The organism is Geodermatophilus sp. SYSU D01036, assembly GCF_054050435.1.
The window spans coordinates 131,861-147,805 of record NZ_JBJGZJ010000003.1 but is presented as its reverse complement, the minus strand read 5'-3'; the positions used below and the strand labels follow the sequence as shown (position 1 = coordinate 147,805).

Annotated in this window: 20 protein-coding genes; 4 read left to right on the top strand and 16 right to left on the bottom strand. The window is 76.7% G+C overall.

Annotated features, from left to right (window positions below):
* Both ACI8AR_RS05245 and ACI8AR_RS05240 read right to left on the bottom strand, forming a co-directional pair.
* The gene (locus ACI8AR_RS05245; protein ID WP_457050033.1) at positions 1-816 is read right to left on the bottom strand and encodes a DUF899 family protein; all 816 of its coding nucleotides are present in this window, start codon (positions 814-816) and stop codon (positions 1-3) included.
* A 78-nt stretch (positions 817-894) separates the two neighbouring features.
* The gene (locus ACI8AR_RS05240; RefSeq protein ID WP_457050032.1) at positions 895-1,650 is read right to left on the bottom strand and encodes an MBL fold metallo-hydrolase; all 756 of its coding nucleotides are present in this window, start codon (positions 1,648-1,650) and stop codon (positions 895-897) included.
* 97 nt (positions 1,651-1,747) lie between these two features.
* On the opposite strand from ACI8AR_RS05240, the gene ACI8AR_RS05235 reads away from it, so the two are divergent.
* Positions 1,748-2,008 (top strand): hypothetical protein, encoded by a 261-nt coding sequence (locus ACI8AR_RS05235; RefSeq protein ID WP_456928833.1) that lies wholly within the window; start codon positions 1,748-1,750, stop codon positions 2,006-2,008.
* Between the two features lie 74 nt (positions 2,009-2,082).
* Positions 2,083-2,676 carry a hypothetical protein gene (locus ACI8AR_RS05230; RefSeq protein WP_457050031.1) on the top strand — a complete coding sequence of 198 codons (594 nt, stop codon included), beginning with the start codon at positions 2,083-2,085 and terminating at the stop codon, positions 2,674-2,676.
* A 9-nt stretch (positions 2,677-2,685) separates the two neighbouring features.
* Here the strand turns inward: ACI8AR_RS05230 and ACI8AR_RS05225 are convergent, their stop codons facing one another.
* The 12 genes from ACI8AR_RS05225 to ACI8AR_RS05170 all read right to left on the bottom strand — a co-directional run bounded on the left by ACI8AR_RS05225 (position 2,686) and on the right by ACI8AR_RS05170 (position 13,184).
* Positions 2,686-2,889 (bottom strand): hypothetical protein, encoded by a 204-nt coding sequence (locus tag ACI8AR_RS05225; protein WP_457050030.1) that lies wholly within the window; start codon positions 2,887-2,889, stop codon positions 2,686-2,688.
* A gap of 129 nt (positions 2,890-3,018) precedes the next feature.
* Positions 3,019-3,747: a GntR family transcriptional regulator gene (locus ACI8AR_RS05220; RefSeq protein WP_456936042.1), complete on the bottom strand. Its 729-nt coding sequence runs from the start codon at positions 3,745-3,747 to the stop codon at positions 3,019-3,021.
* A gap of 140 nt (positions 3,748-3,887) precedes the next feature.
* Positions 3,888-4,664, bottom strand: coding sequence for a TIM barrel protein (locus ACI8AR_RS05215; RefSeq protein WP_457050029.1), 777 nt, complete (start codon positions 4,662-4,664; stop codon positions 3,888-3,890).
* The gene (locus ACI8AR_RS05210; RefSeq protein ID WP_457050028.1) at positions 4,661-5,680 is read right to left on the bottom strand and encodes a Gfo/Idh/MocA family oxidoreductase; all 1,020 of its coding nucleotides are present in this window, start codon (positions 5,678-5,680) and stop codon (positions 4,661-4,663) included. Before ACI8AR_RS05210 ends, ACI8AR_RS05215 begins: the two co-directional genes overlap by 4 nt.
* Positions 5,677-5,880 carry a hypothetical protein gene (locus ACI8AR_RS05205; RefSeq protein WP_457050189.1) on the bottom strand — a complete coding sequence of 68 codons (204 nt, stop codon included), beginning with the start codon at positions 5,878-5,880 and terminating at the stop codon, positions 5,677-5,679. Before ACI8AR_RS05205 ends, ACI8AR_RS05210 begins: the two co-directional genes overlap by 4 nt.
* A 187-nt stretch (positions 5,881-6,067) precedes the next feature.
* Positions 6,068-6,883 (bottom strand): ATP-binding cassette domain-containing protein, encoded by an 816-nt coding sequence (locus ACI8AR_RS05200; protein WP_456928826.1) that lies wholly within the window; start codon positions 6,881-6,883, stop codon positions 6,068-6,070.
* Positions 6,884-6,888: 5 nt separating this feature from the next.
* Positions 6,889-7,953, bottom strand: coding sequence for an ABC transporter permease (locus tag ACI8AR_RS05195; RefSeq protein WP_457050027.1), 1,065 nt, complete (start codon positions 7,951-7,953; stop codon positions 6,889-6,891).
* Positions 7,954-8,015: 62 nt separating this feature from the next.
* Positions 8,016-8,990: a substrate-binding domain-containing protein gene (locus tag ACI8AR_RS05190; protein ID WP_457050026.1), complete on the bottom strand. Its 975-nt coding sequence runs from the start codon at positions 8,988-8,990 to the stop codon at positions 8,016-8,018.
* A 133-nt stretch (positions 8,991-9,123) separates the two neighbouring features.
* On the bottom strand, positions 9,124-10,341 hold the full coding sequence (locus ACI8AR_RS05185) for a Gfo/Idh/MocA family protein (protein WP_457050025.1): 1,218 nt from the start codon (positions 10,339-10,341) through the stop codon (positions 9,124-9,126).
* Between the two features lie 106 nt (positions 10,342-10,447).
* Positions 10,448-11,383, bottom strand: coding sequence for an anti-sigma factor RsbA family regulatory protein (locus tag ACI8AR_RS05180; protein ID WP_457050024.1), 936 nt, complete (start codon positions 11,381-11,383; stop codon positions 10,448-10,450).
* A complete protein-coding gene (locus ACI8AR_RS05175; RefSeq protein ID WP_457050023.1) occupies positions 11,380-12,216 on the bottom strand; it encodes an MEDS domain-containing protein in 837 nt (278 codons plus the stop codon). Before ACI8AR_RS05175 ends, ACI8AR_RS05180 begins: the two co-directional genes overlap by 4 nt.
* A 134-nt stretch (positions 12,217-12,350) precedes the next feature.
* On the bottom strand, positions 12,351-13,184 hold the full coding sequence (locus ACI8AR_RS05170; RefSeq protein ID WP_457050022.1) for a hypothetical protein: 834 nt from the start codon (positions 13,182-13,184) through the stop codon (positions 12,351-12,353).
* Positions 13,185-13,386: 202 nt separating this feature from the next.
* Between ACI8AR_RS05170 and ACI8AR_RS05165 the strand changes: the two genes are divergently transcribed.
* Positions 13,387-14,559: a sensor histidine kinase gene (locus tag ACI8AR_RS05165; RefSeq protein WP_457050021.1), complete on the top strand. Its 1,173-nt coding sequence runs from the start codon at positions 13,387-13,389 to the stop codon at positions 14,557-14,559.
* Positions 14,556-15,236 carry a response regulator gene (locus ACI8AR_RS05160; protein WP_457050020.1) on the top strand — a complete coding sequence of 227 codons (681 nt, stop codon included), beginning with the start codon at positions 14,556-14,558 and terminating at the stop codon, positions 15,234-15,236. Before ACI8AR_RS05165 ends, ACI8AR_RS05160 begins: the two co-directional genes overlap by 4 nt.
* A gap of 10 nt (positions 15,237-15,246) precedes the next feature.
* Here the strand turns inward: ACI8AR_RS05160 and ACI8AR_RS05155 are convergent, their stop codons facing one another.
* Together ACI8AR_RS05155 and ACI8AR_RS05150 are read right to left on the bottom strand one after the other, a co-directional pair.
* Complete coding sequence (locus ACI8AR_RS05155) at positions 15,247-15,675, bottom strand: ester cyclase (RefSeq protein WP_457050019.1); 429 nt, start codon at positions 15,673-15,675, stop codon at positions 15,247-15,249.
* A 7-nt stretch (positions 15,676-15,682) separates the two neighbouring features.
* The gene (locus ACI8AR_RS05150) at positions 15,683-15,934 is read right to left on the bottom strand and encodes a lipopolysaccharide assembly protein LapA domain-containing protein (protein WP_457050018.1); all 252 of its coding nucleotides are present in this window, start codon (positions 15,932-15,934) and stop codon (positions 15,683-15,685) included.
* Positions 15,935-15,945 lie beyond the last annotated feature (11 nt).

Here is a 15,945-nt window from a genome sequence, read left to right as displayed (position 1 = left end):
TCAGTGGTGGGAGGCGTGCCGGCCGAGGCTGTCCACGGGGGTCGCGCCGGGGCGGGTCCACTGCGGCACCGGGCGGCTGGTCGGGCCCCAGGTGGCGTTCCCGTCGGCGTCCGAGCGCCAGTACCAGCAGATCGGCGCGCCGTGCCCGCCGACCGGTGAGCCCACCTGCGGGGCCGCGGGCCAGCCCTCGGGGACGTCCTCCCACGCCTCGCGGCGGCCGTAGGGCGTCATGTCGAGCAGGCCGAGCGTCCCGTCGGCCGGCTCGTTGCCCCGGCCGGTCGTGGAGTAGGTGAGGAAGACCCGGTCACCGTCGCGCAGGTAGCAGGACAGGTGCCCCTCCTCCGTGGCGATCCGCTCCTCCACCCCCCGCACCGAGAACCAGGGCTGGGTGTAGCCCATGAACCCGACGAAGGGCGCCACCTCGTCCCAGGCACCGGAGGTGAGGACGGCGAACGAGACGCCGCGGGCGGCGAGGTAGACGGTGTCGCGCAGGTGCCACAGGTTGAAGGTGCAGCCCTCGCACTGCCCCTGGTGCGGCGCGCCGTCGTACCACATGGAGTGGTAGACGAGGAGCTCGTCGCGGCCCCGGAACAGCTCCGGGAACGGGACCGGGCCGCCGGGTCCGACGAGCTCGGCGGTGCCGTCGACCTCCACCATCGGCAGCCGGCGGCGGGCCGCGGCGATGGCGTCGCCCTCGCGGGTGTGCGCCTTCTCGCGCACCAGGAGCTCGTCCCGCGCGGCCTGCCAGGTGGCCCGGTCGACGACGGGCGGGCGGCCGGCCGGCGCGGGGGCCGGGCGGTCCGGGGTGGTCGTCATGGCGTCCTCCGGGGGATCTCGTCACCGACGCTTCCCAGGGAGGACCGGCGCCCCGGCCGGGACTCATCGCGGGACGCCTCAGCGGCGGGCGCGGGCCACCGCGTCGGCGAGGTCGCCGCGCCACGGGTCGCCGTGGCCGGGGACGAGCAGGTCGGCCGGCAGCGCGGCGAGGGCGCCGAGGGCGTCCCGGGCGCGGTCCGGGGAGGCGGTGAAGAACCCCGGCAGCAGCTGCGGCCCGCGCACCCGCGACGTCGGGTGGCCGGTGACCAGCGCGTCGCCGGTCGCCACCACCCCGTGCCGGGGGAACAGGTAGGCGGTGTGGCCCGACGTGTGGCCGGGCGTGGGCACGGGGACCGGCCCGCCCGGGAGGTCCAGCGGCCCGCCGCCCGGGCCGCCGTCCGTGCCGCCGTCCGTACCGCCGCCGGGGAACGGCCGCGCCGCGGCGACGACGGGGTGCGCGGTCGCCCCGGCCCGCACGATCGACAGCGCCCACCGGGCGACCCGTGGCCGCCAGGCCCGGACGGCGACGTCGAGCGGCGTGGCCTGCTCGCGGCGCTCCCCGCGGGCGTTCGGCAGCTCGTCCGGGTGCACGAGCACGGGGGTGCCCGGCGCGAGGCCGGACAGCCCGCCGACGTGGTCGACGTGCGCGTGCGTGACCAGGACGGCGCGCACGTCCTCCGGGCGGGAGCCCAGGGCGCGGACGGCGTCGGCGAGGCTCGCGGCGTCGCCCGGGTACCCGGCGTCGACCACGGTCAGGTCGCGGCTGTCGCGGACCAGCACCCGGTTCACCGCGGTGCCCGGCACCCAGAAGACGTCCTCGGTGACCTCGTGCACCGGCGCTCCCTCCCCCGCCCGGACGGTAGCGCCACGGGGGTTGTCCGGCCGCCCGGCGGGGGTGTCGACTGGCCGGACCGTCGGAGGGAGGGAGCCGGTGGGACGCCGACCCCGCAGCGGGCTGCAGCAGGAGTTGCTGCGGCTGCTGCGCCCGCCGGACCCGCGGCGGGAGCGGTTGCTGAGCGAGCGGGTGGCGCCCACGCTGGCCGCGGTCGCCGACCGGATGTCGGGCCGGCCGGCCGACGAGGTGGCCGCCGCGCTGGAGGCCGCGGTGCGGGAGGCCGGCGGCACGCCGGACCGGGCGGCGCTGCGGGAGCTCGCGGCGCAGGTCGAGGCCGGCGACAACCCGTTCGCCTGAGGGCCCGGACGGTGGGACGCTCGTTCCCGGAGGGGCGCTCCCCCGTTCCTCCACCCCGGCCGAGGTGAGGCCCGATGTCCGACGCGGCGATCCGCCGGCTGAGCGCGGCCGGCGTGGGGGCCTGTCTCCTGCTGGCCGGCTGCGCCGGCGATCCGGGCGCCTCGTCCGCCCCGGCGGCGGCTCCGGCGACGCGCGCCCCCGACTGGCGGAACACCACCTACACCGTGACCTGCGACGGCGTCGTCCCGGACGGGTTCGCGGCGCCCCTGCGGGACGGCTCGGCGCGGGTGCCCGCCGAGGCGGGTCCCTACGACTGGTTCGACGTCTCCCTCGGGGCCGCGGTGAGCGGGGACGTCGACGGCGACGGCCGGCCGGATGCCGTCGTCCTGCTGCGGTGCTCCCCGCAGCCGTCGAACGGGATCGTCGAGGAGGTGCACGTCCTCGACGCCGACGGCCGCCCGCTCGCCGTGCTGCCGAGCCCGCGCACGCTGCCGCGGGCCGACGTCCTGCCGCCGGTCTACGACCCGGACGGGCTCTCGGTCGAGGACGGCCGGGTGGTGGCGGTCATGCGGGTGTACGAGCCGGGCGACACCCACGCCGGCGGGCCGTCCGGGCGGATGACCGTCCGCTGGCAGTGGGACGGCGGGGAGCTCGAGCGGCTCCCCTAGACCCGGCGGTCAGGCGGAGGCGAACAGCGCCCGGTGCGCCTGGCGGCCGAGGATCTCGGCGGCGAGGCTCTCGCCGGCGCCGCGGCCCTCGAGCAGGGCGGCGAGCTCGTCGCGGTCGGCGGTGGTGGCGTAGTCGGCCAGCTCGCGCTCGAGGGCGCGGCGGGACCGCTGCCACACCGAGCCGCGGCGGGAGGGGGTGAGGAGGGAGGTCATGGCGGTTCTCCGTGCTGCGTCTGCGTCGTCGTCTCTTCGTACCGACTCCATCGTCCTCGCGCGCGGCGCGCCGGACCCCCTCCGGGGCTGTGAGTGTCGGCACCGTGACCGGACGCACCCGCGGGGCCGTCAGCGGCCGACGAGCGTCGTCTCGAAGTCGTAGCGGGACGCGCGGTAGACGTGCCGGCCGAGCTCCACCGGCCCGCCCTTGTCGTCGAACGCCGTCCGCTCCATGGTCAGCAGCGCCGCCCGCGGCGGCTCCTCCAGCAGCCGGGCCTCGTCGGCGCGGGCCAGGCGCGCGCCGATCCGCTGGTGGGCGACCCGCAGGTGCACCCCCTGCGCGCGCAGGTACTGGTAGAGGCCCCGCTCGGTGAGGTCCTCCACCGACGGGTCGAACCGGCCGGGCAGGTGGTTGGTCATCAGCGCCAGCGGCTCGCCGTGCGAGCGGCGCAGCCGGCGGACCACCACGATCTCCTCCCCCGGCGCCAGGTCGAGCTCCCCGGCGACGTCGGCCGGCGCGGGCCGCCGCTCCAGGGACAGCACCTCGGTCGTCGGCGCCTCGCCGGCGCGGGACAGGTCGTCGTAGAGGCTGGTGAGCTCCACCGACCGGCGGACGTGCGGCTGGATCACCTGGGTGCCCACGCCGCGCTTGCGGACCAGCAGCCCCTTGTCGACCAGCTCCTGCACCGCGCGGCGGACCGTCGGCCGGGACAGCCCGTAGCGCTGGGCGAGCAGCAGCTCGTTCTCCAGCCGCGAGCCCGGGGGCAGCGAGCCGCCGGTGATCGCCCCCTCGATGGCCTGCGCCAGCTGGAAGTACAGGGGCGTGGGGCTCGAGCGGTCGATGTCGAAGGTGAGCACGTCTGCCTCCCGGGAAGCGAGTTCCGCGGGTCGGTCCGGAGGACCCGCCTCCCGCGTCCCCGATGATCGCACCCGACCGGGTACGTCCTGTCGTCCCCTCATCGGGGGAGCCGGACATCAGGACGTCCGGACAAATACGGTCAGCCGTAGGCGGCGCGGAACGCCGCCAGCGCGTCGTCCGGGTCGCCGGACGCCCAGCCCTCCAGCGCGACGACGCCGTCGTAGCCGAGCCGGTCCAGCGCCGACGCGACCGCCTCGTGGCGGATCTCCCCCGTGCCCGGCTCGCACCGCCCCGGGACGTCGGCCACCTGCACCTCGCCGACCAGCGGCAGCGCCCGCTCCACCAGCGCGACCAGGTTCCCCTCGCCGATCTGCGCGTGGTAGAGGTCGAGGTTGAGCCGCAGGTGCGGGCTGCCCACCGCCTCGACCAGCGCGATCGTGTCCGCGGCCCGGGCGAACGGGGTGCCCGGGTGGTCCACGGCGGTGTTGAGGTTCTCCAGCGTGAACACCCGCCCGGCCCGCTCGCCGAGCTCCGCCAGCCGGGTCAGGGTGCGGGCGGCGGTCAGCCACATCGCCGGGGTCACCACGGCCGCGGGGACGACGGGCAGCCCGCGGCCGTCCAGCCCGGTGCCGTGCACGTTCAGCCGCGGGCAGTCCAGCCGCTCGGCGGCGGCCAGCGCGCACCCGGCGGTGCGCAGCAGCTCGGCCGCGCCGTCGTCGTCGGCGAGGGTGCCGGTGACGTAGCCGGTCATGGAGGAGAACGTGGCGCCGGTGGCGGCGAGCGCGTCGAGGTCCTTCGCCGTCCAGTCCCAGATCTCGACCTCGAGGCCGGCGGCGGCGATCCGCCGCACCCGCTCGGGGAACGGCAGGTCGAGGAAGAGCATCTCCGCCGACGCCGCCAGCCGGTACCGGCTCACTTCTCCACCTCGGCGGTCCGCACCGGCCGGCCCGCCCGGACCGACGCCGCGGCGGCCAGCGCGATCGCCAGCGCCGCGCGGGCGTCCTCCCCGGTGACCGGTGGCCGCGTCCGGCCGCGGACGGCGTCGACGAACGCCGCCAGCTCGGCGGTGTAGGCGTCGCCGAACAGCTCCTGGTCGCCGCGCACGGTGTCCACGAGCCGGCCGCCGGCGCCGGAGAACACCATGCCGGTGCGGCGGCCGTCGCCCATGGTGGCCATGCCGCCGGAGCCGAGCACCTCGCCGCGGACGTCGTAGCCGTAGGCCGCCTCGAAGCAGGCCTCGGCGACCCCCATCGCGCCGTCGTCGAAGCGGACCACGACGACCGCGGTGTCCAGCAGCCCCCGGTCCCGCCAGGCGGGCTCGACCAGCGCGTCGGCGACGGCGTGCACCTCCACGACCTCCGCGCCCGGGTGCAGGAACCGCAGCGTGTCGAAGTCGTGGATCAGGGTCTCCAGGAAGACGGTGTCCGGCCGCACCCGGGCCGGGACGAAGCCGCCCGGGTCGCGGGTGAGCGAGCGCAGCAGCCGCGGCGTGCCGAGCGTGCCGTCGTCCAGCAGCGCCCGGGCGGCGGCCCAGTCCGCGGCGAAGCGGCGGTTGAAGCCCACCTGCAGCACCACGCCGGCGGCGCGGGCGGCGTCGATCGCGCGGTCGGCGTCGGCCAGCGTCACCGCCATCGGCTTCTCGCAGAACACGTGCCGGCCGGCGGCCGCGGCGGCGACCACGAGGTCGGCGTGCGCGCGGGCCGGCGCGGCGACGACGACGGCGTCGACGTCCGGGTCGTCCCACACCTGCGCCGCGTCGGTGTACGCCCGGCCCGCGCCGAGCACGCCCGTCAGGTACTCGGCGGCGCCCTGGGCGGGGTCGGCCACGGCCACCAGCCGCGCGGACGGCAGCCGCCTGGCCAGGGTCTGCGCGTGGTAGGCGCCCATCCGCCCCGACCCCAGGAGGGCGACGCCCAGCGGGCCGGCGGTCACAGGTCCAGCACCAGACGCGGGCCCGCGGCGCGGACGTCCTCGAAGCGAGTGAGCACGTACCAGCCCCAGCGCTCGCTGTGCCACACCGGCGCCTCGTCGCGCATCCGGCGGTACAGCCCGAAGGGGTCGGCCGTGTAGAAGTCCGGCCGGAAGGGGTCGTAGTCGATCGCGGTGGCGGTGCGGGCGGCGGTGGTCGTCACGGCGGGCTCCCTGCCTCGTGCGGTGGGCGTCGTGCGGGCGGTGCCGTCGCCGGTCCCGCCGGCCCGACGCGGGCGTCCGGCATCGCCCCGGCGTCCGGCGTCGCCCCGTCGTCCGGCGGCGGGGGGAGGCGGGCACGGGCCGGCCCTCCCCCCGCGCGGGACCGCGCGGAGGGGAGCCGGGGTGCCGTCAGCGCTTGAGCTCGTGCGAGAGCTCGGCCAGCTCCTGGCCGCCGGCCATCTCGCCGGTGAGCTCCTCGAGGGTGACCTCGGCGCGCTTCTTGTCCAGCACCCGCCGGCCCAGCTTCAGGATCACGAAGTGGTCCCCGACCATGAAGGCGTGGTGCGGGTTGTGGGTGATGAACACGACCCCGAGGCCGGCGTCGCGGGCCGCGGCCGTGTACTTGAGCACCACGCCGGACTGCTTGACGCCGAGCGCGGCGGTCGGCTCGTCGAGGATGAGCACGCGCGCGCCGAAGTACACCGCCCGGGCGATGGCCACGCACTGGCGCTGACCGCCCGACAGCGTGCCGATCGGCTGGTTGATGTCCTTGACGACGATGCCCATCTTCTGCAGCTCGGTGTCGGCGATCTCCCGCATGGCCTTGATGTCGAGCGGCGCCATCGGGTACTTGCCCTTGCGGATCTCCGAGCCGAGGAAGAAGTTGCGCCAGACCTCCATGAGGCTCACGACCGCCAGGTCCTGGTAGACGGTCGCGATGCCGGCGTCGAGCGCCTCCCGCGGCGAGCTGAAGTGCCGCTCCTGGCCGTCGACCCGCAGCGTGCCCTCCGTGTGCGGGTGCAGCCCCGAGATGATCTTGATGAGCGTCGACTTGCCGGCGCCGTTGTCCCCGAGGACGCAGGCCACCTCCCCCGCGTTGACGGTCAGGTCGATGCCCTCGAGGGCCCGGATGGCGCCGTAGGACTTGCCGACGTCGTGCATCTCGACCAGCGGCGTGCCGGCCTTCAGGTCGGGCGCGGCGTGTTCGGTGATGGTGTCGGTCATCGTCGTCACTTCCTGCGCTCGGCGTAGTTCTTGACGTAGAGGTTGACCATCACGGCGAGCAGGAGCATGACGCCGAGGAAGGTCCGGAACCAGTTCGGGTCCCAGCCGGCGAAGACGATCCCCTGCGTCGTCATGCCGAAGATGAAGGCCCCGAGGGCCGACCCCACCGCCGAGCCGTAGCCACCGGTGAGCAGCGCCCCGCCGACGACCGCGGCGATGATGTAGATGAACTCGTTGCCGATGCCGAGGCCGGACTGGACCGAGCTGAAGTTGAACAGCAGGTGCATCCCGAGGAACCAGGCCAGGAACGAGACGCCCATGAACAGGCCGATCTTGACCTTGCGCACCGGGACGCCGACCGCGCGGGCGCTGGCCGGGTTGCCGCCCGAGGCGGTGATCCAGTTGCCGGTGCGGGTCCGCAGCAGCAGCCAGGTGCCCACGGCCACGAACAGCAGCCACCACAGCACCGTGATCTTCACCGTCATGAAGCCGAGGTCGATGTCGCTGGCGAAGACCGTCCTCGCGGCGTCGAAGCCGTCGATGTCGCTCACGTTGGGCGTCGCCACGGTGCCCGTGACGATCTTGGTGACGCCGAGGTTGACGCCCTGGAGGATGAAGAAGGTGCTCAGGGTGATGAGGAAGCTGGGTATCCCCGTCCGCACCACCAGGTAGCCGTTGACGAACCCGATGACGAGCGCGACGGCGAGGCTGAAGACGACGCCCACCCACATGTTCAGGCTGTACTGGTAGGAGAGCATCGCCGAGGCGAGCGCGGCCGTGGTCACCGTGACGCCGGAGGACAGGTCGAACTCGCCGCCGATCATCAGCAGCGCGACCCCCACCGCGACGATGCCGATGGTCGAGCTGGCGTACAGGACGGTGGCGAAGGCGGGCAGGGTCCGGAAAGACGGGGCCACCGCGTAGAAGAAGGCGAAGATCGCGATCGCGGCGGCCAGGGCGCCGACCTCGGGGCGCGCCAGCAGGCGGGAGAGCAGCGACCGCTGGGGGCGCGACTGGACGGCGGCCGACGGCGGCGCCGCCGACGGGGGTGTCGCCACGGATGAGCTCATGTCTGCACTCCTGGAGGGAGGGCGGGGGGAGCCGGGCGGCCCCGGCTCCCCCCGAGCGGGGCTTACCGGGTGTTGTTGTTCGCGTACTCGACGATCGGGCCGATGTTCTCCTCGTCGACGATCGACGGGCCGGTGAGGACGGGGCCGCCGCCGCCGATGTCGTTGCCGTTGGTGATGTTCAGCCACAGCGCGGTGACGGCCATGTAGCCCTGCACGTAGGGCTGCTGGTCGACCGAGAAGGCGATGTCCCCGCTCTGGATCGCCGCGGCGACGTCGGCGTTGAGGTCGAAGGTGACGACCTCGGCCTGGCTGCCGGTGTCGCTCTTGGCCTGCTGCGCTGCGAGCGCGACCGGGGCGCCCAGCGTGACGACGTGCGTGATCGCGGCGTCCTGCTGGAGCTTCGCCCCGATCGTCTGCTGCACGGCGGGCAGGTCGGCGCCGGGGACGTTGATGTTCTCGGTGGTGGGGAAGGTCTTGGCGACGCCCGCGCAGCGGGTCTCGAGGGCGATCTGCCCCTGCTCCTGGATCACGCAGAGGGCCTTGCCGCCGCCGTCCTCGGCGATGCGGGTGCCGACGGTCTGGCCGGCGAGGTCCTCGTTGGACCCGAAGTACATCGGCACGCCGTAGTTCTGGTAGTCGTTGATCCCCGAGTTGAAGGCGACGACGGGGATGCCGGCGTCCATGGCCGACCGCGCCGCCGGCCCCACCGCATCGGGGAAGGCGAGGGTGACCGCGATGCCGTCGACGCCCTGGTCCACGGCGTTCTGGACGAGGGTGGCCTCGTCGCTGGAGTCCGGGTCGTTCGAGTAGTTGAGCGTGAGGCCGTGAGCCTCGGCGGCGGCCTCCGCACCGGCGCGGATCTTGTCCCAGAAGGTGTCCCCCGGGGTCTCGTGCGTGATCATCGCGATGGTGTAGTCGCCCTGGTCCGCACCGCCGCCCTCGTTCCGGGCGCCGCCCTCGCTGCTGCACGCGCTCGCGACCACGGCCGTCACGCTCACCGCCACCGCCAGCTGCAGCGACCTGCGGGTCCTCCTCATGGGCGTCTCCTCGTCGGGATGGCCACCCTGCCGGCGGCCGTCGGCCGGTCCAGACACCGGACCCCCTACTGCGACGACGTCCTTATGTCTGGACATAGTGACATGTGGAATGTGACATGGGCCACCAGGGGCGTCAAGGGCCCGGCGTGCCCCCGACCGGGACCGCCCGGTCCGCGCGGACCGCCACCCGCTCCCCCCGGGCGGCGGACTCCGCGATCGCGTCGAGCACGTCCGCCGCCCGCACCGCGTCGGCCAGGGTCGCGCCGTGCGGCTCGCCGGTCGCGGCCGCCAGCAGCGCGTCGCGGGCCTCGACGACCTTGAGGTCGTCGAAGCCCATCGGGTTGGCGGGCCCGGGCTGGAAGGCCGCGTACTCCCCCGCCCCGGGACCGACCAGCACGGTGGCCACGGGCTGGTCCTGCGCGAGCGGGCCGCGGCTGACCTGCAGCTCGCCCATCCGGCGGAAGTCCCACGCCAGGCGCCCGGCGCTGCCGTGCACCTCGAAGCCGTAGGCGTTCTGCTCCCCCGCCGCCACCCGGCTGGCCTCCAGCGCCACCCGCGCGCCGGAGGACAGCCGCAGCAGGGCGGCGACGTGGTCGTCGTTCTCCACCGGCCCCGGGACGCCGCCGGCCGCCAGCGCGTGCCCCGACGTCGGCCCGGCCGGGCGGGGCCGCTGCGGCACGAACACCGCCGTGTCGGCGAGCACGGACTCGACCTCGTCGCCGAGCAGGTGGCGGACCAGGTCGACGGCGTGCGAGCCGAGGTCGGCGAGGACCCCGCTGCCGCCGCGGGCCCGCTCGTACCGCCAGGTCAGCGCCCCCTCCGGCGCGGCGGCGTAGTCGCTGAGGAAGGCCACGCGGGCGTGGGTCACCCGGCCGATCTCGCCCGCGGCGACCATCTCCCGCGCCAGCGCGACCGCGGGCACGTTCCGGTAGCTGAGCCCGACGACGCCCTGCACCCCCGCCGCGGCGGCCGCGCCGGCCACCGCGCGGGCGTCGTCGGCGGTCAGGCCCACCGGCTTCTCGATCCACAGGTGCCGGCCGGACCCCGCGACCGCGGCGCCGACCTCCCGGTGCAGCCAGTTGGGCGCGGTGACCGACACGAGTTCCACGCGCGGGTCGGCCAGCACCGCGCGCCAGTCCGTGGTCGCCGTCGCGAAGCCGTAGCGGGCGGCGGCGGTCTCGGCGCGGCCGGGGACGTCGTCGGCGACGGTCACCAGCCGCGGGACGACGGGCAGGTCGGGGAAGTGGTGCCCGACCCGGGCGTGCGCGCGGGCGTGCACGGTGCCCATCCAGCCGAACCCGACGACCGCGACCCCGACCGGACGCCCGGTCCCCGGCCCGTTCCCGCCCACGGCACGCCCCCTCGGCCCCGTGAGTGGGAGCGAGCGTAGGCCCGGAGCGACCCGCCGGGACCCCTCGGCGCCGCCGGGTCGGGGCCGCCGGGTCGGGGCCGCCGGGTCAGGAGCGGAAGAACAGCCGGACCGTGGTGCCGGCCGGCCCGGTGCGGACGGCGGCGTCGTCGGCCAGGCTCCACGCCAGCCACATCCCCCGCGCGCCGCCGGCGGGGTCGGGGGGCACGTAGCCGAGCGTCTCGTCGGCCAGGCCCGGCCCGCCGTCGGCCACCTCGACGACGAACGCGTCGCCGTCGGTCCAGGTCGACAGCTCCGCGAAGGGTGCGGCGCGCAGCGCGTTGACCAGCAGCTCGTGGGCGGCCAGGACGACGTCGCCCAGCCGCGCGCGCCGGCCGGCCGGCAGCAGCACGCTCAGCGCGCGGCGGCCCTGCGTCGGCGACGTCACGGGGAGGACGGCGGCGGCCGCGGGGCGCCGGGTCCAGGCCGGCTGCACCGTGCGGAGGAAGCCGGCCGGGTCCTCGTACGCCGGCTGGGGCACCGGGGCGACGCCGTCCCAGGTCATCGGGTGGGTGCGCGCGACGGCGGCGAGGACGTCGGCGGGCAGCCGCTGGGCGTCGTGCAGGCACAGGCTGTAGTACGGCATCGTGTCGTAGCAGCGGTTGGCCACCGCCTCGAAGCGGCTCCACTCCCGCCCGTCCTCGCGGGCCAGCCACACCGGCTCGGCGGCCAGCCGCCAGCGCGGCGCCTCGGCGCGGAGGGCGCGCAGGTCGTGGTCGTAGGCCTGCAGCGTGCCGTGGCCGCCGCGCCACCAGGTCTCGGCGGCGGCGAAGACCGCCAGCCGGCCGAGGTCGGTCCCCAGCTGCCCGACGAGCAGGCCGCGCACCCGCTCCCCGGCGACCACGAGCACCGGCTCGTCCCGGCGGAAGCCCTCGAGGAGGAACGGCACCACCCGCTCGACCACCTCGGCGTCGGAGGAGAACACGAACCCCTCGTGGGCGAGGCCGGTGCCGTCCCAGTCACCGGTCGGGCGCAGCCAGGTCACGGCTCCTCCGGGACGAGGTCGAACAGCGCCAGGCAGCGGCGCACGTGCCGCCGCGCCGCCACCGGCCGCAGCTCGATCCCGCGGGCGGCCAGCTCCTGGGCCGCGCCGGCCAGGGCCCGGGCGCCCGCGACGTCGAGGAAGTCGAGGTCCGCGAGGTCCAGCACCAGCTCGCCGGGGGTGTCGCCGGCGACGTCGACCAGGGCGGTCGCCACGTGTGCGGCCTCGGTGAGGTCCACCTCCCCGTGCAGCGCCAGCCGGGGGCCCCGGCCGGAGAGGTGCGCCAGCGGCAGCCGGTCGCCGAGGTGCTGCACCGGGTGGAGCACGGCGACCGGCCCGAGGACCTCCGGGCCCACCGACGCGTCGTAGAGGCACAGCGCGGTCATCGGGACCGCGCCCATGAGCTCGTCGGCGAGCTGCTCGTAGGCGTGCAGCAGGCGGCGGCCGGGCCGCCCGCCGCGGACCAGCTCGGTGACGTCCGCGGCCACCCGCAGGCCGCTGCGCCCCGCGGCGAGCGCCGCCCGCGTCGCGGCGCGGTAGTGCTCCACCTGCCCGGCGGGGGTGAGGCCGCCCGCGGAGGTGTAGCTGTCGCCGGTGGTCTGCAGGTCGAGCCGGCCGTCGGCGAGGAGTTCGTCCCGCTGCGGCAGCCCCGACACCGCGGCGAGCAGGGCGGACCGCGAGGGGCCGACCACGACCAGTTGCTCGCCGCGCCGGCGGCCCTCCTCGAGGAAGGGCACGACCGCCGCGGCCAGGTCGGCGCCGTCGCCGAAGGACCAGCAGGCGTGGTCCCCCGGCCGGAGTCCGGTCGGGGTGTCCAGACCGTGGGGGGCGGTCACCCCCCCGACGCTACCCACCCGGGCACCCGCTGTCAGGCCCCCCCGGACGGATCCGTTCCGCCGGCGGACACGGCGGCGCCCCTCCGGCCGTCGACCGGAGGGGCGCCGTCCCGCGGGAGCCCGGGCGGCCGGGCTCACGGCGTGGGCACCGGGGGCTCCTCGCGTCCCGGGAGCCGGACGGGGACCACCGGCCGGGGTGTCGTCCAGTCCCGCTGCGGCTGCCGGTACACGCCCGCCCGGTCCTGCGGCCGCCGGGCGGCCCGGGTGAGGAGCCGTGCCCCGCCGGCGGTGAGCAGCACGCCGACGACCAGGGCCGCCCACCCGATGCCGCCCAGCACGGGCGCCTCCGCGCCGATCCGGGCCTCGACGTCCACCCCCGGCGAGCCGTCGGCGTTCATCACCACGAACACCCAGTCGCCGTCGGCCGGGTCCCAGGTCACCGCCTGGGTGCCGGTGCCGGAGGCCTGCGCGGTCCAGAGGTCCTGCCCGGCAGGGGGCTCCGCCGGCGTGCCCCCCGGCAGCGGGTCGCCGCCGGTCGCGGGTCCGTCGAAGCCCAGCCCGTCGACGACGGTCCGGGCGACGCCGTCGAGGTACCGCTCGGCGTCGTCGGCGGGGGCGACCCCCACGAAGACGTCGGCGGCGCCGGTCGCGGTCACCTCGAGGCGGGCGTCGCCCAGGGACTCCGGCAGTGGCAGCCAGTCCGGCGCGGCGGCCGGGTCGACGCGGTCGCTCACCAGGGCGGAGCCGTCGGAGCGGAACCCCTCCCACGGCGAGACGACGAAGCCGTCGGACCGCTCGTGGGCGTGCGCCCAGACGACGGTCCCGCCCCCGGCGGCCAGGGCGAGGCCGGGGACCAGGAGGAGGGCGCCGGCGACGCCGGCGCCGACGCGCCGGGCCCGGGTCCTCCGCCGGACGGGAGCGTGCCGGTCCCGCGGGGCCGGCCATCCGGGTGCGCGCTGGGTGTCCATGACGTCCCTCGTTCGCTGTCGGCGGGTCCTGCTGTGTGCGGGACGAGCGTCGGCCCGGTGCCGGGGTGCGCACGAGCCCCGCGCGGGGGCGGTCCGGCTCCCGCGCGGGTGGTCCTCCCGGCGGCGCACCTCACTCGCGCGAGGGACCCGCACGACTCCCGCGGGTCTCCCGCCCGGACGCCCGTGAGCGGGACGATGGGAGGTGTCGCCGTCGACCGCCGTGCCCCGGTCCGGGGCGCACGTCCGCCGCCCGTGGGCCGGCACCCGCCTGGACGCGGTGCTCGCCGGCTGCGTGGCCGTCGTCGCGGTCGGCCTCGCCCTCGCCGTGCCGGCCGAGCCGCCGTACCAGCCGCCGGACGCGCTCACGCTGGCCGCCGCGGCCGCCGGCCCGCTCGCGCTGCTGTGGCGCCAGACGGCGCCGCTGGCGTCCATGGCCGGGACCGCCCTGGCCATCGTGGCGACGGCGGCCGCCGGCTCGCCGATCGACGTCCTTGCCTGGCCGGCGTGGTTCGCCCTGTTCAGCTGCTTCGCCGTCGGCGGCACCCGGCTCCGCGTGGCCGCCACCGTCGTCGCGGGGCTGGGCGTCGCCGGCTACGTGGCCCTCGACCGCGGCGATCCCCTGGACGCGCTGCCCTCGATCGCCCTGAGCTTCCTCGTCGCCACCGTCGCCGGGGTCCTCAGCAGCCGGATGACCCGCGCGGTGGCCGCCGGGGCGTCGCGGGAGGCGGAGAGCCGCCGCCGGGCGCTGGCGGCCGAGCGCCTGCTCGCCGAGGAGCGCGGCCGGCTGGCCCGCGAGCTGCACGACTCGCTGGGACACACGGTCAACGTGGTGGTGCTGCAGGCCGGGGTCGGGCGCCGGGTGTTCGCCGCCAACCCGGCCTACGCGCAGGAGGCGCTGGCGTCGATCGAGACGGCCGGGCGGTCGGCCCTCGACGAGCTCGGCCGGCTGCTCCGGGTGCTCGGGCCCGACGGCGGCGGGGCCCCGGAGCCGTCCGCGCCGACGCCCGCCGACCTGGCGGCGATGGCCGAGCGGGTCCGCGCGACCGGCCGCGAGGTGGAGCTGCGCACCGACGGCGCCGAACTGCCCGCGGGGACCGCCCGGGCGGTGTACCGCATCGTGCAGGAGGCGCTGACCAACGCCGTCCGTCACACGCCGGGTGGCCGGATCCGGGTGGAGGTGCGGCGCACCGGCCCGCAGGTCCTGGTCGAGGTCCTCAACGAGTGCGAGCCGGCGGCCGCCCCGGTGCCGGGGCACGGGCTGGCCAACATGCGGGAGCGGGCGCGGCTGGAGGGCGGCGAGCTCGAGGCCGGCCCGGTGGACGGCGGCTTCCGGGTGCGCGCGGTGCTGCCGGTGGGCGCGGAGGTGCCGTCGTGATCCGGGTGCTGCTGGCCGACGACGACGTCCTCGTGCGCAGCGGGCTGCGGGCGCTGCTCGACGCCGAGGAGGACCTCGCCGTCGTCGGCGAGGCGGCCGACGGCCGGGAGGCGGTCGAGCGGGCCCGCGCCCTGCACCCGGACGTGGTGCTCATGGACGTCCGCATGCCGCGGCTGGACGGGGTCGCGGCGACCCGGGAGATCACCTCCTGGCCGCGGCGGCCCCGGGTGCTCGTCCTGACCACCTTCGACCTCGACGAGGTGGTCGACGACGCCCTGGAGGCCGGCGCCGACGGCTTCCTCCTCAAGCGGGCGACGCCGGAGCAGCTCGTCGACGGCATCCGCACGGTCGCCACGGGGGACGCCCTCGTCGCGCCGGCCGTCACCCGGCGGCTGCTCGCCGCGTACGCCGGCCGGCGCGCGCCCGACCGGGAACGGCTGCGGCTGGCCGCGCAGCTGACCGGGCGGGAGGCCGAGGTGCTGCGCGCCATGGCCGACGGGCTGTCCAACGCCGAGATCGCGCGCCGGGTGTGGCTGTCGCCGGAGACGGTCAAGACGCACGTGAAGGCGATCCTGGCCAAGCTCGGGGTCCGCGACCGCACGCAGGCCGTCGTGTGGGCCTACCGGACGGGGTTCGTCGACCCGTCGGCGGCCGGGGCCCGGTCCGAGGGGCCCTGACCCGCGCTCCTCAGGCGGGTGCGGCCAGCCGGACGGCGTCGACGGCGGCCAGCGCGCCGAGCTCGTCGGCGACCATCCAGATGTCGGCGATCCGGCCGCCGTCGAGGGTGAGGACGTCGACCACCCGCAGCCACAGGTCCCGGCCGGTGGGTGGGAGCGGGCCGGCCGTGGTCTGCAGCGGCCCCACCTGCCGGCCGCCCATCCGGAAGGCGAGCGCCACCCGGTCGCCGTCCTCGACCACGGCGACGACCTGCCGCTCCACCCGCGCGAAGGTGTGCTGCACCGCCCGGGCGCGGGCGACCAGGTCGGCGGCGGTCAGCGGCCGGCCGTTGACCGTGACGGGGTCGGTGTAGACGGCGCGGAACGCCTCCTCCGCGGCGGGTCCGCCGGGCAGCGGCTCGGTCCACAGCCGCAGCAGCCGGTCGACGTCGAAGGCCATCGGGCCGTCACCGCCGGGAGCGCAGGATCATCCCCAGGAGCACGCCGATCAGCAGCACGATCGTGAGGATCAGCCACAGCGGCGACGAGACGTCGACGGTGAACAGGTCGACGGTGACGCGGTCGCGGTTCTGCACGATGAACGCGACCGTCACGACGGCGAGGACCAGCGCGAGGACCTGCCCCGGCCGGATCCGGCGCCGGGCCGGCCGGGACGAGGGGGCCGCGGGTCGGGTGCTGGCGGGTGACGTCTTGGCCATGGGGTCCTCCG